Origin of the sequence: Kribbella sp. NPDC023855, from assembly GCF_040639475.1 — a bacterium.
Classification (GTDB): Bacteria; Actinomycetota; Actinomycetes; order Propionibacteriales; family Kribbellaceae; genus Kribbella.
In genome coordinates, this window is record NZ_JBFAAA010000001.1 from 716,771 (window position 1) to 738,816 (window position 22,046).

Sequence of the window (22,046 nt, forward strand, 5' to 3'; positions counted from 1 at the left end):
CCGCAGTCTCACATGCGGCTGTTGCGCCACACGACGAAGATCACGCATCCCGGAATGGTGGCCAGTCCCAGGACCGGCGCCTGGTTCACGATCACCGCGGCGACCAGCAGTAGCAGGAGGTTCATCGCCGTCATCCACCAGCGCCGGACCGAGAGGTAGAGGGCCGACCACAGCAGAACCCGCAGCCGCACCGCGGGGCGCAGTACGAACTCTGCCTGGGCGGTGGTCGCGGACGACAGGACCAGTACGGCGGCCACCACCAGGGCCGGCACCAGGACGGCTCCGGCGCGGGAGCCGCGCAGTACTGCGATGTCCGTGACCAGTACGGCGATCATTGCCAGCGACAACGACCAGAGGGCGGCCGACCGGCGGAAGTGCCGCCGGTAGGCACGCACCAGTTGCCGCAGGCCATCGTCTTCGTCGTCCAGGTAGGCGAACGCTCCCGCCACCGACGGTCCCAGCGTGAGAGCCAGGACCAGGAAGAAGGCGGGGTAGTGCCACGGGCGTTCGACGATCGCGAGTGCGGCCAGCAGTGGCAGGTTCACCACGACCATCGCAGCGTTGAGCATCAGGATCCGGTGCACCGACGACCAGATCAGGTCCCACGACGAGTGCCGCAGGTTGAGCCGGACGGTGGCCATCACTTCAGCCCGCTGGTCGCGATGCCGCGGACGAAGTACCGCTGTCCGAGCAGGAAGACGATCAGGATCGGCAGCACCGAGAGCACCGAGCCGGTCATGATCATCGCGTACTCCGCGTCGTACAGGCCGACGAAGGACCGCAGACCGAGCTGGACCGTCCACAGGTCGTTGTCGGTCAGGTAGATGAACGGGCCCATGTAGTCGTTCCAGGTGTTCACGAAGGTCAGCAGCGCCAGGCTGGCCAGCGCGGGCTTCGACAGCGGCAGGATGATCCGGTACCAGATCGCGTACTCGCTGAGCCCGTCCAGCCGGGCGGCCTCGCTGAGCTCGTCCGGGATGGTCATGTAGTACTGCCGCATCAGGAAGACACCGAAGGCGCTGAACGCCTGGAGCAGGATCAGCGACAGGTGCGTGTTCACCAGCCCGGCCTTCTCCATGATGATGTACTGCGGAACCATGTACGCCTGCCACGGCACCGCGATCGTGGCGATGTAGGCCAGGAAGAGCACGTCCCGGCCGGGGAACCTGACCTTGGCGAACCCGTACGCCGCGAAGCTGCCGGTCAGCACCTGCAACGCGGTGATCGTGACGCTGAGGAAGAGCGAGTTGCCCAGGTAGGTGCCGAGCGGGATCCGGCTCCAGATCCGGGTGAAGTTGTCCCAGTGGAACTCGTCGGGGATCCACTGGATCGGCACGGTGAAGACCTCCGTGTCGAGCTTCACCGACGAGATCAGCATCCAGCCGAACGGCACCAGCACGGCGAGCGCAAGCACGGCCAGCACCGCGTGCAGAGCCACCTGCCCCGCAGTACGCAGGGGCGACCCGCGCCGCAACGGTGCCGGCGCGGACGGCGGCTTGGTGGCGTCCAGTGGCGGCAGGTCAGTGATCGTTGCGCTCATGCCTCGTTCCTTTTCTGCAGGCGGAACTGGATCACGGTGATCAGCAGCACGATCACGAACAGCACCATCGCGATCGCCGAGGAGTAGCCGAACCGGCCCTGGGTGATGCCTTCGCGGAAGATCAGCTGGGACAGCACCAGCGTCGACCGTCCCGGCCCGCCTTCGGTCATGATCTGGATCAGGTCGAAGACCTTGAAACTGGAGATCGTCAGCATGATCAGCACGAAGAAGGTTGTCGGCCGCAACGACGGCACGGTGATCTGCCAGAACCGCTGCCACGCGTTCGCGCCGTCGACCTTGGCCGCCTCGTAGAGCTCACCCGGGATGGTCTGCAACCCGGCCAGGTAGAGGATCAGGTAGTAGCCCAGATCCCGCCACACGCTGGTGATGATGACCGCGGGCATCGCCCAGGTCGTCGACGTGGTCCAGCCGGGTGGGTGGTCGATGCCGATCGCCCGCAGGAACTGGTTGACCGGCCCGACCTCGGGGCTGAACAGCATGTTCCAGACCACCGCCACCGCGACCAGCGAGGTGATGTAGGGGAAGAAGAAGGCCGTCCGGAGGAACCGGACGCCCTTCAGCTTCTGGTTGAGCAGTACCGCGAAGCCCAGCGCCGCGGCCAGCGTCAACGGGATGTGCCCGACCGCGTAGTACGTCGTGTTGCGCAGTGCCGTCCAGAACGTGTCGTTGCCGATCATCCGGCGAAAGTTGTCCAGGCCGACCCATTCGGGCGGGCTGTAGGAGTTCCAGGCCATGAACGACAGGGCCAGTGACGCGATCACCGGGACCAGCGTCAGGGTGGCGAAGCCGAGGAAGTTCGGCAGGATGAAGCTCCAGCCGACGAGCGTCGTCCGGCGGCGCTGCCGGCTGGGGCTGTGGGTGGTGGCGGGCATTCGGTCAGCCCACCTCGGACTTGACCCGCTTGCCCATCTCCGCGATGCCCTGGTCGACGGACTTCTCACCGACCATCACCAGTTCGTGCTCCTCGGTGAGGATCGCGTCGACGTCGGAGGAGTTCTCGCTGACCGGCATCTCCAGCTTGACCGTGTCGGGCTTGAACGCCTTCTTGGCCGGCTCGTCCTGCGGCATCCCGGCCAGCGCGAAGTACGAACTGAGGATCGCGTCGTCGCTGTACGACGGCACCACGCCGATCTTGCTGATCGCGGCGGCGCCCTTCGGGCCGGAGGCCCAGGTGACGAACTGCTTGGCCGCGTCGGCGTTCTTGGACTTCTTGTTCACCGCGAAGGCGGTGGGCGAGCCGAAGGTGGTGACCTTGCCGCTCTGGTCCACCTGCGGCAGCGGCGCGATGCCCCAGTCCGGGGTGGGCTTGCCGTCCTTCTTGTCCTGCAGCAGCCCGGCGATGTACCAGGTGCCCATCGGCATCATCGCGGTCTTGCTGGTGGAGAACATCGTCCGGTACGAGATCTTCTGGCTGGAGGCCGTTGCCCACGGCATCGCGGCGTCGGCCTTCTGCAGGTCGACCGCGACGTTGTACTGGTCCTTCAGGAAGCCGTAGTCGCCGCTCAGCAGGTCGCCGCCGGTCTGGGCCGCGGCGATCGCCTGGACGACCGAGCGCCAGGTGTGGTGGTAGGTGCCGTAGACCTTGCTGCCGCCGCTGCCCTTGGTGAGCTTCTTGGCCGCGGCCGAGTAGTCGCTCCAGGTCAGCTTCGACGGATCGACACCGGCCGCCTTCAGCATCGTCTTGTTGTAGTAGAGCAGCCAGAAGTCCTGCCGGTACGGCAGCGCGAAGTACTCGCCCTTGAGGTCGAAGTCGGTGAGACCGGAGTACTTCGCCTTGTCCAGCTTGCCCGCCTCGTCGGTGAGCGGCAGCAACTGGCCGCGGTTGGCGTAGCGCGCGTAGTCGGTGACGTTCTTCATCGTCAGGATGTCGGTGGTGTCACCGCCGGCCAGCATCGTGGTGAGCTTGTCGGAGTAGTCGTCGGCGAGGATGTCGACCGGCTGGATGTCGACGCCCGCGTTCTCGGCCTCGTAGCCGTCGATCAGCGCCTTGAACTCCGGCGTACTGGCGTAGTTCCAGAGGGCGATCTTCACCACCGTCTTGCCGCCGGCCGAGGCGGCCGGCTTGTCGTCGCCGCCGCAGCCGGCGAGCGCGAGCGCCAGTCCGGCGGTGGCCGCCAGCGTCTTGAGGATCGTGCGGTTCATGGTCTCTTCCTTCGGGCAGGGTTCTGGACGGATGGTTCAGGCGTGCAAGGTCATGGCTTCGGCGGTGACTTCGGTCCGCAGGGGTTCACCCGCGGTCCATCGGGCGAGCTCAGCGAGGGCGTGGTCGGTGAGCCGGAGAATCTCGGTGCCCTGGGAGCCGGCGATGTGCGGCGTGATCAGGACGCCCGGCAGGCCCCGCAGCGGGGAGTCGGCCGGGAGTGGTTCGGGGTCGGTGACGTCGAGGATCGCGAACAACCGGCCGGCCGCACACTCGGCGGCCAGCGCGGCCGGGTCGAGCAGGCTACCGCGCGCGGTGTTGATGACGGTCGCCTGGTCGGGCAGCAGCTTCAGTTCCTGCTCGCCGATCAGGTGGCGGGTCTCGGGGAGTTCGGGCGCGTGCAGTGAGAGCACGTCCGCCCGGGGGAGCAGGTCGGCCAAGTCGACCAACTCGGCTCCGGCGGCGGCCACCTCGGCCGGGTCGGCGTACGGGTCGGAGACCAGGCAGGTGACTCCGTCGAGCACCCGGAGCAGGTCGACCACGCGGCGGCCGATCCGGGAGTAGCCGACCACACCGACGGTCCGCCGGAAGTTCGAGAGGTCGCCGTACCCGGTGAAGTGCTGCCAGCCCTGGTACGCCGACCGCTCGTCCGCCGCCAGGAAGGGCACCTTCTTGCCGGCGAAGATGATGGCGGCCAGCGTGTACTCCGCGACCGGGATCGCGTTCGCGTCAGCGGCGTTGCTGACCCGGATACCCCGGCCCCAGACCTCGTCGGCGACCAGCGACCGGACGCTGCCCGCACAGTGGAAGACAGCCTTCAGGTTGGGCGCCGCCGCGAGCCGTTCCGCGGTCAGTTGGGGAGCACCCCACGAAGTGACCAGTACTTCGACCTCGGCGAGCCGGGCCCGCGCAGCGGGGGAGTCGAGCTCGTCGGCCCAGACCGGATCGCCCAGCGCGACCAGGCCCGCGAGGGTGTCGAGCCGCTCGGCGTCGAAATGGGCCCGGACACTGTCGCGGTCCATCACGACCAAGGCGGCTGGCTTGCTCTTCATGCATCTCCTGAGGGCCGGGTGGGCTGATACGGACGGGCAACAGTGCCGTCATCTGGCGTTCATGTGGGAACCTGGATATCCGGATTCGAACGCCGCTCTCTACGGCTCGAATCGAAACGGTCCGAAACGATCAGACTCGAACACGAGATCGGGAGGCGTGACGATGGCCGACGACCGGCTGTTCAACGTGCAGCGCCGGGAGCGCCTGATGGAGGAGCTGCGGCGGCACGGGGCCGTCCGGGTCAAGGACATCGCGCTGCTGCTCGGGGTCAGCGAGCTGACCGTGCGACGGGACATCGCGGCGCTCGCGGCGCAGAACCTGCTGACCAAGGTGCACGGTGGAGCGACGCTGCCGACCGAGCTGGACTCCGCGCCGCCGAGGCGGTCGCGGCCGGCCGTCTCCCGCTTCACCATCGGCATGGTCGTGCCGTCGCTGGACTACTACTGGCCGCCGATCGTCGGGGGTGCCCGCACGGCCGCAGCGGCCCAGGGAGTCCACATCCAGCTGCGCGGGTCGAGTTACGACCCTGCCGAGGACAGGCGGCAGATCAGCCGGTTGATCGAGGCACAGCAGGTCCAGGGCCTGCTGCTGGCGCCGACTCTCGACGGACCGGGCGCGGACGAGATGATCGACTGGATAGCCAAGCTGCCGGTCCCGGTCATCCTGGTGGAACGCCAGACGCCTCGCTGGCGGCGCACGCATCCCTTGTTGGAGTGGGTGCGCAGCGACCACGCGCTCGGGCTGGAGCTGGCCGTCCGTCACCTGTACGACCACGGGCACCGCCGGCTCGGTCTGGTTCTCTCCAAGGGCAGTCCGACCTCCGCTCACCTGGCAGAGGGCTGGGAGTCGGCCTGCGCGGACCTCGGCCTGCCGAACGAACTGGTACTCCGCGACACGGTCGGCCTGGACCAGCCCGGCCATCGCGAGGTCATCGCGCAACTGCTGGACCGCTGCCGCAAGACCCGCACGACGGCCCTGATCGTGCACAGCGATCCCGACGCGATGTCGATCGCGCAGTACTGCGCGGAGCAGGGTCTGGTGATCCCCGACGACCTGGCGCTGATCGCCTACGACGACGAGGTGGCAGGGCTGGCCGAACCGGCGATGACCGCCATCCGGCCCGGCAAGCCGCAGGTCGGCCGGGTGGCCGTGGAGATGATGGTGTCCCGGCTGCTGGAGGGCAAGCGGCGGCCAACCCAGCGGGTGCTGATCATCCCGGAGCTCATCATCCGGAACTCCTCGGTACCGCGGCCGGGCGTGGACTCGGGTGGCCTACGGTTCCCTGCTCCCGTCCTTCAAGAGGGCTGACGCGGTGCTCCCGTCCGACCAGGTCACGCTGACTGACTCGTCGGTGACCTGGACGGCCGGCAGGTCGACCTGCACCTCCTTGCCATGCAGTAGGACGAACGCAACGTAGATGAGCCCGGGGACTGGCGGGCCCGTAGTACGGGCTGTTGGGATGGCTACCTGTTCGGCTTGTGGGCTGGTGCCTGTCTCGTGGTGGACGTCGGTGCTGTCGAAGCCGTTGACGGGGATAACCGCCGAAGTGAGGCCGACCGCGGGATCGACCGGCCAGCCGCTGAGTTCCAGGTGAGTGTCGGGTGCAGCCTCGTGGACCCGTACTGCGCGGACTTCGCAGGCTCCCCGGACCAGGGAAGCCACCGTGATCCTGGGACCCCAGGTGACCGACCCACTGCGCCCTGAACCGTGGTCCGGCGAGTCGTGCTCAACCTCTACCCAGTGCGCCCGTCCACTGGAGACACCTACTGCCGTTGCTCCGCCCACTCCGCACTGGAGAGTCTCGAACCCGTTCCGATGAGTCGCACCGCGCTCCGGATGGATCAGTACTGCGCTGTTGTCGCGAGGCCGCTCTGATGCGTCGCCAGCCAGCGGTGGCATGGTGCTGGTCGAGTATCCGAGGCGGGCGTACAGCGGGGAGTCGGAACGGTCGTCGCCGGGCACTGAGTGATCCGTGCCGTGGTTGATGACTCGAGAGATGCCGTCTGCCGCGGTGGTGCTCACGAGCCAACCGGGTGCCTCCAGAGCCTTCACCGTGTCGCTCTGCTCTGCGGGGAGAGGCTCTTCAATCGCTGTCCACACAGGGTGATCCGCTGGAAGGGCCAAGCCGAGCATGCCCTTCACAGCCCAGTACGGCGAACCGGGGCCGGAGTACGACTGCGCCATGGCCGGCCACTCGTCGTACCAGCCGATGGAGAGCAGGCCTTGTTCGTTGGGGACGCCGTGGTCGGTGAAGTGGCGCAGCATCCCGGAGGACGCTCGCCGGATCAAGCCGGGGCTCAGCTTGGTCGCTCCTGTCATCGCGCCGACCCAGAAGGGAGCCGCGGCGGCGAAGCGGTAGATGAGGCTGCGGCCCTGCTGCAGGGGTGAACCGTCGGAGCCCACTAGCAGGGCGGCGTCGTCCAGGAAGCTACTGAGGCGCTCCGCCCAAGCCTGGCGTAGTTCTGGCGCGCAGAGGTCGGGTGCCATGTCTGCCCAGAGCAGTGGATAGACGTGCAGAGCCCAGCCGTTGTAGTGGTCGTAGGAGCGTTCCGGACCATCGGCGTACCAGCCGCCGGTTCGGTAGAGGGACTCGTGGACGGCGAGGCCACTGTCGATGTCGTCCTGCGACCAGGACGCGCCTACTGACCGCAGGAAGGTCTCGACGACGATCTGGAACCACACCCAGTTGATCGGCGGGTACTCCTCGCCGATCACGGTCGACAGCCAGTCCACGATGTTGGCCTGGTCCGAAGCGTCCAGGCGATCCCAGAGCCAGGGCCGGCTCAGGTGGAGGCCCAGGGCGATCGAGCAGGCTTCCACCTTCGCCTGGCCGAGCACGTCGGGCCGTGGCCAGGCAGTGGGTGAACCGGGCGTCGTCCCGGCGCGCAGGCCGGCGGCGTACCAGTTGGCGAAGTCGTGCGGGTCCTTGCCGTCTTCGCCCTTCAAACGGATGGCGGCCAGGAGGAAGGTCCGTGCGAACGCCTCCAACGTGTCGCTGTCCGGGCCGTAGCGACTGGGCCGTCCTGGTAGCTCGATCCGGGCATGGTCGGGTGAGGCCCACGGGCGGAGCGACAGGAGTAGGTTGTCCGCCGACGCAGCCCAGTGGTCCCTCGTCAGCCCAGTGATGGGGGACAGGTCAGTCATGCTGCTCTCCAGACTCGATGGTCAGTTCAAAGGTTCCGCCCTGCTCGACTGGGATCGACAGGCGGTGGACAGCTTCGCCCCAGACGCCACTGAGCAGTGGGTCGGTGACTGGCTGGGTCTCGAGGTGTCCTTCGCCCAGTGCAGGATCCCAGGCCAGCTTGATGATGCCGCCTGCCATTGACCGGATTGTGCAGGAGCCGTTGGCTCTTGCACTGACGCTGCCGGCGAGGACGTGGCGTAGTACGGCGTTGACTGTGGTGGGCCACGTGTCGGTGACGACTACTGCTCCGGCCTGGCGGTCTAGGCGGGCTGCGCGCAGCCAGTGGTCGCAGCCGGCGTCGGACGGGTACGCGGCGGCCAGGTCCAGCTGGAGCTCGGCGATGTCGTCGGTGAGCTGGACTGCGACGTCACGGGCGGCGTACTCCTGACCAGGGCACTGGTCGTGGCCGTTGATCGTCGGGGCGTTGTGCCACTGGCTCTGCATCGTCCAGATCGTGTAGCGGTCCTCATTGAAGGTACTGCGCGTGTAGGTCGGCTGGCCGAGGTCGATGAGCACCGGTGTGCCGTCGTACGCGACCAGGTAGGAGCCGATGTCGTTGTGGTTGTGGTTCTCGGCGTTGTGGCCGCCCTTGGCTGCCAGGGTGAGACCTGTCGCAGTACCGGCCTGTTGTCTCGCTACCAGGACTTGCACGTCGGCTAGCCAGGTGGTTGCGGGCAGTGGCGGTTTGGCTGGCTCAGCGGCCGTCCAGGCTGGGTCGAAGAGTCCTACCAAGGCACGGCCTAGACCGGCTTCCAGGTTGACGAGTGGTCGTTTGTGGGCGGCTGCGTGGGCCATGACGGCCGGGTCTCCGTTGCGAGCGCCCCAGCGATGCAGTACGTGCCAGGGCTGGTCTGCGGACGGGCGAGCCGGGCCGTCGGCGACATTGACGTACCACCCGTCGCCGAGTGCCATTCGGTGGGGGAAACGCGCCAGCTCACGCAGTACTGGCGGGTCGAAGCTGTTCAGCGCGCCTGCGGTCGCCCAGTCGACCAGCTCCAGCGCTCCCGCGAGACGGGCCGGGCCATTCCACCAGTAGGCGTAGCCCTCGTCGCAACCGCCGTCAGCCGGCAGGGCTTCGACGTACCGGCCCAGTCCTTCGAGCACCAGGTCAACCACCTCGGCCTGCAGCTCCGGGTCGTCCACGAGGGTCAGAGCCGTGATGAGGATGTTGCTGTGGATCCACGGGTTCCAGTTGTGCTGCCGACCGTCCAGGCCGAGCCAGTGCCAGTCGCGGCGGCGCAGGAACGGGTCGATCACCCGATCGCGTACCTCGGCACGCATCCGCCGCCGGAGGCCAGGGACCCGCTCGTCCAGGGCACTGTCCAGCACTAGGTCGGCCCAGGCCAGGATCGCAGCCGACTCGCCCGCGCCGAGGTCGACGTACGGGTCGCGAGGGTCGGGCAGCACCTCACCACGGGCCGTCGCGAAGGACTCGTGAGCTGCCCAGCACCAACTGGTCTGCTCGCACTGCATGAGCAGCCCGTCCGCTGCTTCGTCCAGCCACTCCTGTGCGCCCGTGGCGGCCGCTACTACGACATTGAGGGCGGTCCGATTACGGAGCTGACCAGCGACGTCCTCGTACGGCGTACGTTCGCCGTCTCGCCAGAAGCGCGCGTACTGGCTCAAGGTCGGGTTCGGCCAGGGCCGGGCGCGTTCGGCCTCTGCCTTCGCCAGCAGCTCGGCCAGGAGCTCCCGATCGACCGCTGCCCAGGCTTCCCTGTCTCGCAGCGGCCGTACCGGGATGCGGTCTCTTGCGCCTTTCAACAGGCTCCGCAGGTCAGTCGTCACCCCGGGACCCTCGACGGTCGGGACCTGCGAGGCAAGCCCCTGAACGGTTCCGATCGGAAACGATCACACTCGATCCGGGTGGCCACTCAGTGCCGCGTGTGCCGAAGCTGTGGACCGGCGACATGCTCTGGTCGGTGCGACCGCGTAGGCTCGATCGTATGAGTGTGCGGCGGATCATGGGGACCGAAACCGAGTTCGGCATCTCGGTTCCTGGCCAGCCCGGGGCGAACCCGATGCTGACCTCGAGCCAGGTGGTGAACGGTTATGCGCAGACGCAGCCGTTGGCGCGCAAGACGCGGTGGGACTTCGACGAGGAGCACCCACTGCGGGACGCGCGCGGCTTCGACCTGAGCAGGGAGGTGGCGGACTCGAGTCAGCTCACCGACGAGGAGACCGGGTTGGCGAACGTCATCCTCACCAACGGCGCCCGGCTGTACGTCGACCATGCCCACCCGGAGTACTCCGCGCCCGAGTGCACCAACCCGCGTGACGTGGTGGTCTGGGACAAGGCCGGCGAGCTGGTGATCATGGAGGGCGCCCGGCAGGCGCGGCAGATCCCCGGAGCACCACCGCTGAACCTGTACAAGAACAACACGGACAACAAGGGCGCGTCGTACGGGTCGCACGAGAACTACCTGATGCGCCGGTCGACGCCGTTCGCCTCGATCGTGCGGCACCTGACCCCGTTCTTCGTCAGCCGCCAGGTGGTCACCGGCGCCGGCCGGGTCGGGATCGGCCAGGACGGCAACACCAACGGCTTCCAGATCAGCCAGCGGGCCGACTACTTCGAGGTCGAGGTCGGCCTGGAGACGACGCTGAAGCGGCCGATCATCAACACCCGCGACGAGCCGCACGCGAACCCGGACCGGTACCGCCGGCTGCACGTGATCATCGGCGACGCGAACCTGTCCGAGATCTCGACGTACCTGAAGGTCGGCACCACCTCGCTGGTGCTGGCGATGATCGAGGACGGCTGGCTGACCGACGACCTGTCCGTCGACCGGCCGGTGACCGCGCTGCACGAGATCAGCCACGACCCGACCTGCACGCACCTGATCACGCTGAAGGACGGCCGCAAGCTGACCGCCGTCCAGCTCCAGGTGGAGTACCTGGAGCAGGCCCGCAAGTACGTCGAGAACAAGTACGGCGACGACGCGGACCGGCAGACCAAGGACGTGCTGCAGCGCTGGGAAAGCGTTCTCGACCAGCTCGCGACCGACCCGATGCAGCTGTCCGACCAGCTCGACTGGGTCGCCAAGCTGAAGCTGCTGCAGTCCTACCGCGACCGCGACGGGCTGGAGTGGGACGACTCGAAGCTGCACCTGGTCGACCTGCAGTACGCCGATCTTCGTCCGGACAAGGGGCTGTACTACAAGCTGGTCAAGGCCGGCCGGATGCAGCGCCTGGTCAGCGACGAGGAGATCCGGATGGCCGTCTCGCACCCGCCGACGGACACCCGCGCGTACTTCCGCGGCCGCTGCATGCAGCAGTACGCCGGTCAGGTCGCCGCCGCCTCCTGGGACTCGGTGATCTTCGACCTGCCGGGCCGCGAGTCGCTGCAGCGGATCCCGACGCTGGACCCGCTGCGCGGGACGAAAGCGCACGTCGGAGCACTTTTGGACCAGTGCGACACCGCCAGTGACCTGGTTCGCACCATTACTGGGGGCGCGGCCGGGTAGGGTCGCCATAGAGGGCCGGTTGGGCGGCTCTCCACTGCGGTTCTAGGAGGTGTGTGCCATGGCGAAAGACGGCGGACAGCAGCACAAGCAGCCGAAGCGCTCGTCGACCGAGGAAGAGGTCACCGAGGTCAAGTCGACCGAGGACGTGGCCGAGCGCAAGGAACGGCTCGACGACGACGTGGACTCGATCCTCGACGAGATCGACGAGGTGCTGGAGGAGAACGCGGAAGAGTTCGTCCGCGGCTTCGTGCAAAAGGGTGGGGAGTGAACCGCTAGATGACATTCGATGCCTCCGGCCGGTTGCCGGAAGCCTTCCTGACCCCAGGTGGCTCGTCGTTCATGGACTTCCTGGCCGGGCACGCGCCCGACCTGTTGCCGGGACGACGCAACCTGGGGGCGGGTGACCTGTCCAAGGACGTCCCGCACGGCACCACGATCGTCGCCGCCACCTTCGCCGGCGGCGTCGTGATGGCCGGCGACCGGCGCGCGACGATGGGCAACATCATCGCCCAGCGGGACATGGAGAAGGTGTTCCCCGCCGACGAGTACTCCTGCGTCGGGATCGCCGGCAGCGCCGGGCTCGCGGTCGAGATGGTGCGCCTGTTCCAGGTGGAGCTCGAGCACTACGAGAAGCTCGAAGGCACCACGCTCAGCCTCGACGGCAAGGCGAACCGGCTGTCCGCCTTGATCCGGGGCAACCTGGCGATGGCGATGCAGGGCCTGGCCGTGGTGCCGCTGTTCGCGGGCTACGACCACGACCTCAAGGGCGGCCGGATCTTCTCCTACGACCCGACCGGCGGGCGGTACGAGGAGACCCACTTCCACAGCGTCGGCTCGGGCTCGGTGTTCGCCCGCGGCGCGCTGAAGAAGCTCTACCGCGACGACATGTCGGCCACCGAGTGTGTGACGGCGGCGATCCAGTCGCTGGTCGATGCCGCAGACGACGACTCCGCGACCGGTGGGATGGACATGATGCGGCGGATCTTCCCGGTGGTCGGGGTGGTCACCTCCGACGGCTACCAGCGGCTGTCCGCCGACGAGATCGGCGAGATCGTCGACTCGATCATGGCCGCCCGGCACCAGCGTCCCGACGGCCCGGCCGCGTCCCTCACCTGACCACCATCGACTGATAGAGGACGACACCCTAGATGAGTACGCCGTTCTACGTCTCGCCCGAACAGTTGATGCGGGACCGGGCCGACTTCGCGCGCAAGGGCATCGCCAAGGGCCGCAGCGCGATCGCGCTGCAGTACGCCGACGGCATCCTGTTCGTGGCCGAGAACCGGTCCCCGGCGCTGCACAAGGTGGCCGAGATCTACGACCGGATGGCCTTCGCGGCAGTCGGGCGGTACAACGAGTTCGAGAACCTGCGGATCGCCGGCGTCCGGCTGGCCGACATGCGCGGGTACTCCTACGACCGGCGCGACGTCACCGGCCGGGCGCTGGCCAACGCCTACGCGCAGACCCTCGGCGCGATCTTCTCCTCCGGTGGCGAGAAGCCGCTCGAGGTGGAGATCCTGGTCGCCGAGGTCGGCGCCACCGCGGCCGACGACCAGATCTACCGGCTCACCTACGACGGCTCGATCGCGGACGTCCGCGGCTACGCCGTGATGGGTGGCCCGGCCGAGCAGGTCGCGGAGTACGTCGGTGAGCACTACTCCGAGGGCATCTCGCTGGCGGGGGCGTTGCGCCTCGCGGTGGATGCGCTCGGCCACGACGGCACCGAAGTACGGCAGCTGGAGCCGGACCAGATCGAGGTCGCCATCCTCGACCGGACCCGCACCCAGATGCGCAAGTTCAAGCGGATCTCCGACGAGACGCTGGCCCGGATCCTGTCCGAGTCCCGGCCGGACACGGCGCCGACCGACCCGGCCGCGCACACCGAGGCGACCGAGACGGTCAACGGCGGCAACTACGAGAGCGACTCCGTCGACGACTCGCCGGTCGCCCCGCCCGCCGAAGACGACGACGACGCCCCAATCGCCCCACCCGAAACCCCGGACACCGACCGCCCGCTGTGACGACCTCACTACCGTCCGCCCCGGACCCCTCCGGGGCGGACGCTTCGGTTCCACCGCGACCTGGTGATCCTGAGCCGTGGGTGTTGCTCGGCGAGAAGGTTGGCTACAACGGCTTTCTGACCGTGAACGTGCGGCGGTATCGGCTGCCTGACGGCCGCGAGGCTGACTGGGACGTCTTCGGACCGGAGAGTGCTGCCGGTGTCAGAGCCGGTGTGACCGTTCTTCCGTTGACGCCCGACGGCCGGATCGTCGCCGTTCGGATGTTTCGCGCGGGGCCGGACAAGATCGTCACGAACCTCCCCGGTGGCCTGATCGACCCCGGTGAGGACCCGGCGGACGCGGGCCGGCGTGAGCTGGAGGAAGAGACCGGCTACACCTGCGACTCGATCGAGGTGATGGGCTGGACCTGGTCCGGCTCCTCCTCGACCTTCCGCAAGTACGTCGCGATCGCCCGCGGCTGCCGCCCCGACGGCAAGCAGTCCCTCGACGACTTCGAAGACTGTGTCCCCGTCGAGCTGACCCTCGACGAGTTCCGCACCGAACTCCGCACCCCCGGCGCCATGACCGGCACCGACGCCGCCTACCTCGTCCTCGACCACGCCGGCCTGCTCTAAATTCAGTTGCCCGCAGCCTCGGTCGGCCTCACGCTGTGCCAGGTGCTGACCACCCACTGGCCGCTGCGCCAGCTCCGCCTCACCACCGAGCGCCTCGTACTCCGGCTGCCCACCGAGAACGAACTCGCGGAGCTGGCCGACCTCGCCGCCGCCGGGATCCACGAACCCGGTGAACGCCCGTTCCTCACGCCGTGGACCGATCTGGAGCCGGCCAAGCGTGCCCAGTGGGTGATGCAGGCGCACTGGAGCGGCCTGGGGAGTTGGTCACCTGACGACTGGGGTCTCGACCTGGCCGTCTTCCGCGACGGCGTCCCGATCGGATTAGTCACCCTGGCAGCGAAGCAGTTCGCAGTACTGCGGGAAGTTCGCTCCTCGTCCTGGTTCGGCTTGGCCCATCACGGTCAGGGCTACGGAACGGAAGCTCGTACTGCTCCTGCACCTAGCCTTCGCGGAGCTCGGAGCGGAGGCGGCCACGTCGGAGGTCTTCCAGGACAACCACGCCTCCCAGGCGGTCTCCCGCAAGCTGGGCTACCAGCCGGACGGGATCTCGCGCGACGTGCTGCATGGCGAGGCGGTGGTTTCGGACCGGTTGCGGCTCACTCGCGCCAACTGGCGACCGCGCGCAGTACAGGTCGAAGGGCTGGCGCAGTGCCGGAGCTTCTTCGGCGCCGAGTAAACTTCCCGGCGGACCGCGACTGGCGCTGAGGTGGATCACCACCGGGGAACGGTCCGCCGGTGGTCTGCCGGCTGAGCCGCGCGCCTGGGCATCCGAGAGATTCGTCGATGCCCGAGGGAGTGCGTGATGACTGAAGCACGGTTGATGGTCGGGACCGAGCTGGCGGCCGAGATGGTGGCCAAGGCGGGGGAGCGGGCCGAGAAGCTCAGGACCGAGACCGGCGTACAGCCGTGTCTGGCGACGGTGCTCGTGGGGGATGACCCGGCGTCGGCGACGTACGTCCGGATGAAGCAGAACCGGAGCAAGAAGGCCGGGATTGGGTCGCGGAGCGTCGTACTGCCGGCCGAGACGACCACCGAGGAGCTGGTGGCAGAGCTGCACAAGCTGTCCGGCGATCCTGAGGTGCACGGCATCCTGTTGCAGCATCCGGTGCCCGCGCAGATCGACGAGCGGGCAGCGTTCGAGGCGATCGCTCCGGCCAAGGACGTCGACGGCGTGACCATGCACGGATTCGCCGCGATGGCATTCGGCGAGCCCGGCTTCGTCTCCTGTACGCCGGGCGGCATCCTCCGGTTGCTGCAGGCGTACGACGTACCGCTGGAAGGCGCGCACGCCGTCGTGATCGGCCGCAGCCCGATCCTCGGCAAGCCGGCCGGGATGTTGCTGCTGGCATCGAACGCGACAGTCACCTACACGCACTCGAAGACGCGTGACCTGGCAGACATCGTCCGGACCGCCGACATCGTGGTTGCGGCGGTCGGCCGGGCGAACTTCGTCCGCGGCGACTGGCTGAAGCCGGGGGCGGTGGTGATCGATGCCGGATACAACGAAGGCAACGTCGGCGACGTCCACTTCGGTGAGGCGGCGCAGGTCGCGAGCCTGATCACCCCGGTGCCGGGCGGGGTCGGGCCGATGACGATCGCGCTCCTGCTCGAGCAGACCGTCGACGCCGCCGAGGCCCAGACCGGGCGCTGACGCAACCGGCAGGGCGGCGCGAGGAGCAGTATCCGAGACGGTGGAGCACGGGGCGGGGCTTCTGTCCTAGGGTTGACAGTACTGAGCACCATCGATCTAGGAGGCAGACGCTGTGGCGGTACGGGCGATCCGCGGTGCCACCCAGCTCGAGGTGGACGAGCGCGAGCATCTGCTCGAGCGGTCCGCCGAGCTGGTCCGGGCCGTGCTGGAGGCCAACGACCTGGAGTCGGAGGACCTGATCAGCATCCTGTTCACCGTCACGCCGGACCTGCACTCGGAGTTCCCGGCGGTGGCCGGCCGGCAGATCGGGCTCACCGACGTTCCGCTGATGTGCATGCAGGAGATCGACGTACCGCACGCCCTGCCGCGGGTGGTCCGGATGATGGTGCACGCCGAGTCGCCGCGGTCGCGGGAGAAGATCCAGCACATCTACCTGCACGGTGCCGTCAGCCTGCGCCCCGACCTGACCGGCGCCCAGTGACCGAGCTGCGGGGACCCGTCCGGATCGTCGGAACCGGCCTGATCGGTACGTCGATCGGCCTGGCGCTCGGCCGGCTCGGTGTCGTGGTGGAGCTGGTCGACGCCGATCCCGACAACGCCTTGATGGCCGAGCGGATCGGGGCCGGCTCGCGCCTGGTCCAGATCGAGCCGCAACTCGTCGTCGTCGCCGTACCGCCCGACCATGTCGGCCGAGTTGTCGTCGAGCAGCTCCAGCAGACCGACGCGATCGTCACCGACGCGGCCAGCGTGAAGTCGAAGCCGCTCCTCGACGCCCGCGCCCTGGTCGACGCACCGGAAGAACTTTCCCGGTACGTCGGCAGCCACCCGATGGCCGGGTCCGAGCGGAACGGCCCGCTGGCCGGTCGCGCGGACCTGTTCGAGGGCGCGACCTGGGCGATCACCCCGCACGAGACCAGCGACCCCGACGCGGTCGAGCTGGTACGCCGGCTCGCCGAGGCCGCGGGAGCCCGGACGGTCGAGCTGTCCGTCGCCGACCACGACCTCGCGGTGGCGCGCGTCTCGCACCTGCCGCAGCTGATGTCGTCCCTGGCCGCGGGCACTCTCGTCGACGCGCCGGCAGCGCATCTCGAGCTGTCCGGCCAAGGTGTTCGCGACGTCACCCGGATCGCGGCCGGCGACCCCGGGCTCTGGACCCAAATCGTCTCGGCCAACTCGCCCGCGCTGAGCGGCCTGCTGGAGCAGATCCGCGACGAGCTGGACCGCCTGCTGATTGCCCTGGGCAAGGAAGAGGCGACCGACGAGGTGACCGCAGTACTGAACCGCGGCGTCTCCGGCGCGATCCGGGTCCCGGGCAAGCACGGTACGCCGCACATCGATCTGGTTCCGGTGCTCGTCACCATCCCCGACCGGCCCGGCCAGCTGGCCCGGCTGTTCGCGGACGCGGCCGAATCCGGCGCCAACGTCGAGGATCTGCGCATCGACCACAACCCGGGCCGCCCGGTCGGTGAGGTCGAGCTGTCGGTCAAACCGGCATCGGTGGATCAGCTGGTCCGGGTACTGACCGAGCGGGGCTGGTCCGTCCACCGGTAATCTTCGGGCCATGATCATCGCTGTTGACGGCCCTAGCGGGTCCGGTAAGTCGAGCACGGCCCGCGGAGTCGCCAGCCGGCTCGGTCTGCAGTACCTGGACACCGGAGCGATGTACCGGGCCGTGACCTGGTCCGCGCTGGAGCACGGGCTGGACCTGGACGACCTCGCCGCGGTCGCCGACCGGGCCCGCGCAGTACAGCTGTCGATCAGCACCGATCCACAGCGGGCACAGTTCGCCGCCGACGGCGTGGACGTGACGGAGGCGATCCGCGATCCGCGGATCAGCGCTAGTGTCAGCAAGATCGCTACCAACCTCGAAGTCCGGGCCGAGCTGATTCGCCGCCAGCGCGAGCTGATCGACGCCTCCCAGCCGACCGGTGGCGCGGTCGTCGAGGGCCGCGACATCGCCACGGTGGTCGCCCCGCAGGCCGAGCTGAAGGTGCTGCTGACCGCGGACCAGGATGCCCGGATGGCCCGCCGCAAGGCGGAGCTGGCCGAGGGATCGGTGACAGCGGAGCAGTTGCGGGACCAGATCGTGCGGCGGGACGCCGACGACGCCACCGTCTCGCAGTTCCAGGTCGCCTCCGACGGCGCGGTGGAAATCGATTCGACCTTCCTGACGTTGGAAGAAGTCATCGATGTCATCTGCCGACTGGCGAAGGAGGCCGAGGCCGTGCCACGCGACCGGGAGTCATGACCGCCGGCGAGTTGACGGGGCGGGCCGAACTGCCCCGCACCGATGACCTGCCCGCCGTGCCGCACCGGCTCGGCCGGCTGCTGCGCTACGTGGTCGGGCCGTACATGCGCGGCCGCTACGACCTGACCATCCACCACGAGGAACTCTTCCCGCGGACCGGGCCGGTCCTGATCGCGCCGAACCACCTCGGCCTGCTCGACGGTCCGTTGCTGGGTGCCGTCGCGCCCCGGATGACGCACCAGCTGGGCAAGCTGGAGGCATTCGTCGGGCTGCAGGGCTTCATGCTCCACCGCGCCGGGCAGATCGCGATCGACCGTTCGCAGTACGACACCCGCGCGATCCGCCGGGCGGTTCAGGTACTGCGGGACGGCCGCGCGCTGATCATCTATCCCGAGGGCACCCGCGGTCCGGGCGACTTCCGCCGGGTCCGCAGCGGAATCGCCTACCTGGCGATGGTCACCGGGGCGCCGGTCCTGCCCGTGGCGCTGCTCGGGACCCGCCTCCCGGGCGGCGATATCGAGCGCTTTCCGCCCCGCGGCAGCCGCGTCGACGTGGTATATGGCGAGACCTTCACGGTGGACCGCGTATCCTTTCCCCGGAGGCAGGTCGACGTACGCGCGGTTGCCGACCAGATCGGCGACGTGTTGCGGGCCCATGTGCAGGCGGCCGTCGAAGCCACCGGCCACCCGCTCCCGGGCGTGCCAGACCAGAAGGATCCTGATGAGTGACCTGCCCACCGGCTACGAGATCGACGCGGAGCCGACCCACGAACGCGAAGACACCGGTCCGCTGCCGGTGGTGGCGATCGTCGGCCGGCCCAACGTCGGCAAGTCGACGCTGGTGAACCGGATCATCGGCCGCCGCGAGGCTGTGGTCGAGGACACCCCGGGCGTCACTCGCGACCGGGTCTCGTACGACGCGAACTGGGCCGGCCGCGGCTTCACCCTGGTCGACACCGGCGGCTGGGACCCCGACGCCGTCGGCATGGCCGCCCTGGTGGCGGCGCAGGCCGAGGTCGCGATCCACGCCGCCGACGCGGTGCTGTTCGTGGTCGACGCGACGGTCGGCATCACCGACTCCGACGAAGCCGTCGTCCGGGTGCTGCGCAAGGCGGGCAAGCCCGTCGTACTGGCTGCCAACAAGGTCGACGACCAGCGGGTCGAGGCCGAGGCGATGAACCTGTGGAGCCTGGGCATCGGGGAGCCGTTCCCGATCTCGGCGATGCACGGCCGGGGTACCGGCGACATGCTGGACGCAGTACTGGCCGCGTTGCCGGAGGCGCCCGCCGAGCGGGACGCCGAGATCGGCGGACCGCGCCGGGTCGCGATCGTCGGCAAGCCGAACGTGGGCAAGTCCTCGCTGCTGAACAAGGTGGCCAAGGAAGACCGCGTCGTGGTCAGCGAGATCTCCGGCACCACCGTCGACCCGGTCGACGAGGAGATCATCCTCGGCGGCAAGCAGTGGCGCTTCATCGACACCGCCGGCATCCGGCGCAAGGTGAAGAACGTCCAGGGCCACGAGTACTACGCCAGCCTGCGGACCAACAGCGCGATCGAGCGCGCCGAGGTGGTCGTGGTGGTGGTCGACGCCTCCGAGCCGATGACCGAGCAGGACCTGCGGATCATGAACACGGTCGAAGAGGCCGGCAAGGCCCTCGTCATCGCCTACAACAAGTGGGACCTGGTCGACGAGGACCGGCGCTACTACCTGGAGCGCGAGATCGACCGCGACCTGGTCCAGTTCCGCTGGGCGCCGCGGGTCAACATCAGCGCGATGACCGGCCGCCACATGGAGAAGCTGGTCCCGGCCATCGAGGCAGCCCTCGAAGGCTGGCAGACCCGCGTCCCGACCGGCCAGCTGAACGCGTTCCTGGGCCGCCTGGTCGCCGCCCACCCGCACCCGGTGCGCAGTGGCAAGCAGCCGAAGATCCTCTTCGGCACCCAGGCGACGACCATGCCGCCGACCTTCGCCATCTTCACCTCAGGTGCCTTCGAGGCCTCGTACCAGCGCTTCATCGAACGCCGCCTCCGCGAAGACTTCGGCTTCGTCGGCAGCCCAGTCCACGTCCAAATCCGCCCCCGAGTCAAGAAGCCAAAACGCTAGCCCCCCTTGGTCAAACCTGCCCCAGACATGCGGTAAGGTTTACCCCGGTCGCCCTCCCGGGGACGACCATTCGGGCTGTGGCCTAGCCTGGTAAGGCGCTTGTCTGGGGGACAAGAGATCCCGAGTTCAAATCTCGGCAGCCCGACCGAAAAGAGGGGCACCGACACTGTCGGTGCCCCTCTTTAGTGTCTTCCCATGAACACGATCAGTGACAAGCGCAGCTGGAACGATGCTCAGTTGCGGGAGGCGATAAAAGCCAGCCGGTCATGGCGTGGGGTGGCCCGCGCTCTGGGGCTGAAGGGCACCTCAGCGAGTGTGATCAGGACCATCAAACGGCATGCCACCAGGCTCGAACTCGATGTCTCGCACTTCACCGGGCAACGGCGCTGGTCGGATCGTCAGCTCCGAGAGGCCGTCCTGGGTTCGACCTGCTGGGCCGAAGTGATGGCTGGTCTCGGGGTGGCTGACAACGGCCCAGACCGAGTGCGTGTCAAGGGGCATGCGGCCAGGCTCGGCCTGGACTGCACACATCTGAAGGCGCCGCATCTCCGGCCGGAGCCTGATGAGGTGTTTGGCGAGCCGGTGCGCGAGGAACTGTTGCGCACGGCGGCACCGGCCGTCGCGATGGCCTGGTTCGCACTGCGCGGCTGTCCGGCGGCGTTGCCGGTCGAGCCGCAGGAGTACGACCTGCTGGTGACCACGACAAAGGGGATCCAGCGGGTGCAGGTGAAGACCTGTGTGCGCCGCAACGGCAAAGGGCGCTGGATGGTTGGCATCGGGCGGCGGCCGTATGTGCTCGACAAGACCGCCGGCAAGATGCCGTACGACCCCGAAAGCCTCGACCTGTTCTTCATCCTGCTCGGCGACGGGAGTATCTACCTCATCCCGAGTTCGGTCCTGGCCGGCCGCGTGCAGATCGATGCCGAAACCTACGCGCCGTACCGAGTTGGAGATGCGTCGAGTTTGTTGGCGTAGGTGCGGGCTCTTGATTGCTGGGTAATGATGTAATCAGGAGGCGGCGAGATGATGGATGACGAGGTGCTGGACGCGTACTCGCGGGTGGTGTCGGGCGTGGCGGAGCGGTTGATCCCGCGGGTGGCCAGTTTGCGGGTGGTGGGAAGGCGAGGGGACTCGTCGGGGTCGGCTGTGGTGCTGACGGGTGACGGGCATCTGCTGACCAACGCGCATGTCGTTGATGACGGCAGTGGTGGGACGGCCGAGTTCGCGGACGGTACGGCGGCTCAGGCGCGGGTGATCGGCGTCGACCGGCTGTCCGATCTCGCCGTACTGCGGGCCGACCGGGACATCCCCGACCCACCGGAGTACGGCGACGCGGACAAGCTCAAGGTGGGCAACCTGGTGGTTGCCGTGGGCAACCCATTGGGGCTGGCCGGAAGCGTGACGGCCGGGGTGGTGAGTGCGCTCGGGCGGTCGTTGCCGGTCCGGTCCGAGACGGCGAGCCGGATCATCGAGGACGTGATCCAGACCGATGCCGCGCTCAACCCGGGCAACTCCGGCGGAGCGCTTGCCGACGGCAACGGTCGGGTGGTCGGCATCAACACCGCGGTCGCGGGGATCGGCCTCGGGCTGGCCGTGCCGATGAACTCGACAACCCGCCGGATCATCTACTCGCTACTCCACGACGGCCGGGTACGCCGCGCCTACCTGGGCTTGGTCACAACTCCGGCGCCCCTCCGCCCGCAGTTGGCCGAGCGCTTCGGTCAGCGCAACGCGTTGCGCGTCGTCGAGGTCATCTCCGGCAGCCCGGCCGCGGAGGCCGGCCTGCGCCCAGGCGACCTGGTCCTGGCCGTCGACGGTACGCCGCTTCGCGATGCCCAGTCGCTCCAGCGCCAACTGTTCGCCGACGCGATCGGCCGGCGCACCGAAATCACCGCGGTCCGCAACGGCGCCCTGGTGGACGTCCTGGCCGAGCCAGCCGAACTCCCCGACTGAAAAGGCATGGTCAGAGCAGACATTCGACGTACCGGACGTCACCCTCTGGCT

22 protein-coding genes, 1 tRNA gene and 1 riboswitch are annotated in these 22,046 nt (G+C 68.4%); of the genes, 16 read left to right on the forward strand and 7 right to left on the reverse strand.

What is annotated here, in order from left to right:
* Positions 1-8: 8 nt before the first annotated feature.
* From AB0F51_RS03285 to AB0F51_RS03305, 5 genes are read right to left on the reverse strand one after another with little or no spacing between them, the layout of a single operon-like run.
* The gene (locus tag AB0F51_RS03285) at positions 9-641 is read right to left on the reverse strand and encodes a hypothetical protein (RefSeq protein WP_360273281.1); all 633 of its coding nucleotides are present in this window, start codon (positions 639-641) and stop codon (positions 9-11) included.
* On the reverse strand, positions 641-1,540 hold the full coding sequence (locus AB0F51_RS03290) for a carbohydrate ABC transporter permease (protein WP_360273284.1): 900 nt from the start codon (positions 1,538-1,540) through the stop codon (positions 641-643). Before AB0F51_RS03290 ends, AB0F51_RS03285 begins: the two co-directional genes overlap by 1 nt.
* Positions 1,537-2,433 (reverse strand): sugar ABC transporter permease, encoded by an 897-nt coding sequence (locus tag AB0F51_RS03295; protein WP_360273286.1) that lies wholly within the window; start codon positions 2,431-2,433, stop codon positions 1,537-1,539. The genes AB0F51_RS03290 and AB0F51_RS03295 overlap by 4 nt, the downstream gene beginning before the upstream one ends.
* A 4-nt stretch (positions 2,434-2,437) precedes the next feature.
* Positions 2,438-3,703, reverse strand: coding sequence for a sugar ABC transporter substrate-binding protein (locus AB0F51_RS03300; protein ID WP_360273289.1), 1,266 nt, complete (start codon positions 3,701-3,703; stop codon positions 2,438-2,440).
* Positions 3,704-3,739: 36 nt separating this feature from the next.
* Positions 3,740-4,753, reverse strand: coding sequence for a hydroxyacid dehydrogenase (locus tag AB0F51_RS03305; RefSeq protein WP_360273292.1), 1,014 nt, complete (start codon positions 4,751-4,753; stop codon positions 3,740-3,742).
* A 163-nt stretch (positions 4,754-4,916) separates the two neighbouring features.
* On the opposite strand from AB0F51_RS03305, the gene AB0F51_RS03310 reads away from it, so the two are divergent.
* Complete coding sequence (locus AB0F51_RS03310; RefSeq protein WP_360273294.1) at positions 4,917-6,062, forward strand: LacI family DNA-binding transcriptional regulator; 1,146 nt, start codon at positions 4,917-4,919, stop codon at positions 6,060-6,062.
* Here AB0F51_RS03310 and AB0F51_RS03315 read toward each other — a convergent pair.
* Both AB0F51_RS03315 and AB0F51_RS03320 read right to left on the reverse strand, forming a co-directional pair.
* Positions 6,027-7,898, reverse strand: a complete 1,872-nt coding sequence (locus AB0F51_RS03315; protein WP_360273297.1) for a DUF2264 domain-containing protein — start codon at positions 7,896-7,898, stop codon at positions 6,027-6,029. The two genes, AB0F51_RS03310 and AB0F51_RS03315, sit on opposite strands and share 36 nt — an antisense overlap.
* A complete protein-coding gene (locus tag AB0F51_RS03320) occupies positions 7,891-9,726 on the reverse strand; it encodes a heparinase II/III family protein (protein WP_360273300.1) in 1,836 nt (611 codons plus the stop codon). The genes AB0F51_RS03315 and AB0F51_RS03320 overlap by 8 nt, the downstream gene beginning before the upstream one ends.
* A 158-nt stretch (positions 9,727-9,884) precedes the next feature.
* On the opposite strand from AB0F51_RS03320, the gene dop reads away from it, so the two are divergent.
* From dop to AB0F51_RS03395, 15 genes are all read left to right on the forward strand, one after another.
* Positions 9,885-11,405: a depupylase/deamidase Dop gene (dop, locus tag AB0F51_RS03325; RefSeq protein WP_360273303.1), complete on the forward strand. Its 1,521-nt coding sequence runs from the start codon at positions 9,885-9,887 to the stop codon at positions 11,403-11,405.
* A gap of 58 nt (positions 11,406-11,463) precedes the next feature.
* Positions 11,464-11,673, forward strand: a complete 210-nt coding sequence (locus AB0F51_RS03330; RefSeq protein ID WP_360273306.1) for a ubiquitin-like protein Pup — start codon at positions 11,464-11,466, stop codon at positions 11,671-11,673.
* An 8-nt stretch (positions 11,674-11,681) separates the two neighbouring features.
* A complete protein-coding gene (prcB, locus tag AB0F51_RS03335; protein ID WP_360273308.1) occupies positions 11,682-12,521 on the forward strand; it encodes a proteasome subunit beta in 840 nt (279 codons plus the stop codon).
* A gap of 32 nt (positions 12,522-12,553) precedes the next feature.
* On the forward strand, positions 12,554-13,426 hold the full coding sequence (gene prcA / locus AB0F51_RS03340) for a proteasome subunit alpha (RefSeq protein WP_360273311.1): 873 nt from the start codon (positions 12,554-12,556) through the stop codon (positions 13,424-13,426).
* 80 nt (positions 13,427-13,506) lie between these two features.
* On the forward strand, positions 13,507-14,040 hold the full coding sequence (locus AB0F51_RS03345; RefSeq protein ID WP_360273314.1) for an NUDIX hydrolase: 534 nt from the start codon (positions 13,507-13,509) through the stop codon (positions 14,038-14,040).
* A 6-nt stretch (positions 14,041-14,046) separates the two neighbouring features.
* Positions 14,047-14,745 (forward strand): GNAT family N-acetyltransferase, encoded by a 699-nt coding sequence (locus tag AB0F51_RS03350; protein ID WP_360273317.1) that lies wholly within the window; start codon positions 14,047-14,049, stop codon positions 14,743-14,745.
* A riboswitch (ZMP/ZTP riboswitch) is annotated at positions 14,722-14,813 on the forward strand. Its footprint overlaps the gene before it by 24 nt.
* A 29-nt stretch (positions 14,814-14,842) precedes the next feature.
* The gene (locus AB0F51_RS03355; RefSeq protein ID WP_360273320.1) at positions 14,843-15,691 is read left to right on the forward strand and encodes a bifunctional 5,10-methylenetetrahydrofolate dehydrogenase/5,10-methenyltetrahydrofolate cyclohydrolase; all 849 of its coding nucleotides are present in this window, start codon (positions 14,843-14,845) and stop codon (positions 15,689-15,691) included.
* Between the two features lie 112 nt (positions 15,692-15,803).
* Positions 15,804-16,172: a chorismate mutase gene (aroH, locus tag AB0F51_RS03360; protein ID WP_360273323.1), complete on the forward strand. Its 369-nt coding sequence runs from the start codon at positions 15,804-15,806 to the stop codon at positions 16,170-16,172.
* Positions 16,169-17,242: a prephenate dehydrogenase gene (locus AB0F51_RS03365; protein ID WP_360273326.1), complete on the forward strand. Its 1,074-nt coding sequence runs from the start codon at positions 16,169-16,171 to the stop codon at positions 17,240-17,242. Before aroH ends, AB0F51_RS03365 begins: the two co-directional genes overlap by 4 nt.
* Positions 17,243-17,252: 10 nt before the next feature.
* Complete coding sequence (gene cmk, locus AB0F51_RS03370; protein WP_360273329.1) at positions 17,253-17,939, forward strand: (d)CMP kinase; 687 nt, start codon at positions 17,253-17,255, stop codon at positions 17,937-17,939.
* The gene (locus AB0F51_RS03375) at positions 17,936-18,667 is read left to right on the forward strand and encodes a lysophospholipid acyltransferase family protein (protein WP_360273332.1); all 732 of its coding nucleotides are present in this window, start codon (positions 17,936-17,938) and stop codon (positions 18,665-18,667) included. The genes cmk and AB0F51_RS03375 overlap by 4 nt, the downstream gene beginning before the upstream one ends.
* The gene (gene der, locus AB0F51_RS03380) at positions 18,660-20,042 is read left to right on the forward strand and encodes a ribosome biogenesis GTPase Der (RefSeq protein WP_360273334.1); all 1,383 of its coding nucleotides are present in this window, start codon (positions 18,660-18,662) and stop codon (positions 20,040-20,042) included. Before AB0F51_RS03375 ends, der begins: the two co-directional genes overlap by 8 nt.
* Positions 20,043-20,113: 71 nt before the next feature.
* Positions 20,114-20,187: transfer RNA gene (locus AB0F51_RS03385), tRNA-Pro, on the forward strand.
* Positions 20,188-20,237: 50 nt separating this feature from the next.
* On the forward strand, positions 20,238-21,017 hold the full coding sequence (locus AB0F51_RS03390) for a hypothetical protein (RefSeq protein ID WP_360273337.1): 780 nt from the start codon (positions 20,238-20,240) through the stop codon (positions 21,015-21,017).
* A 48-nt stretch (positions 21,018-21,065) separates the two neighbouring features.
* Entirely contained in the window at positions 21,066-21,995 is a 930-nt protein-coding gene (locus AB0F51_RS03395; protein WP_360273339.1) for a trypsin-like peptidase domain-containing protein, read from the forward strand.
* Positions 21,996-22,046 lie beyond the last annotated feature (51 nt).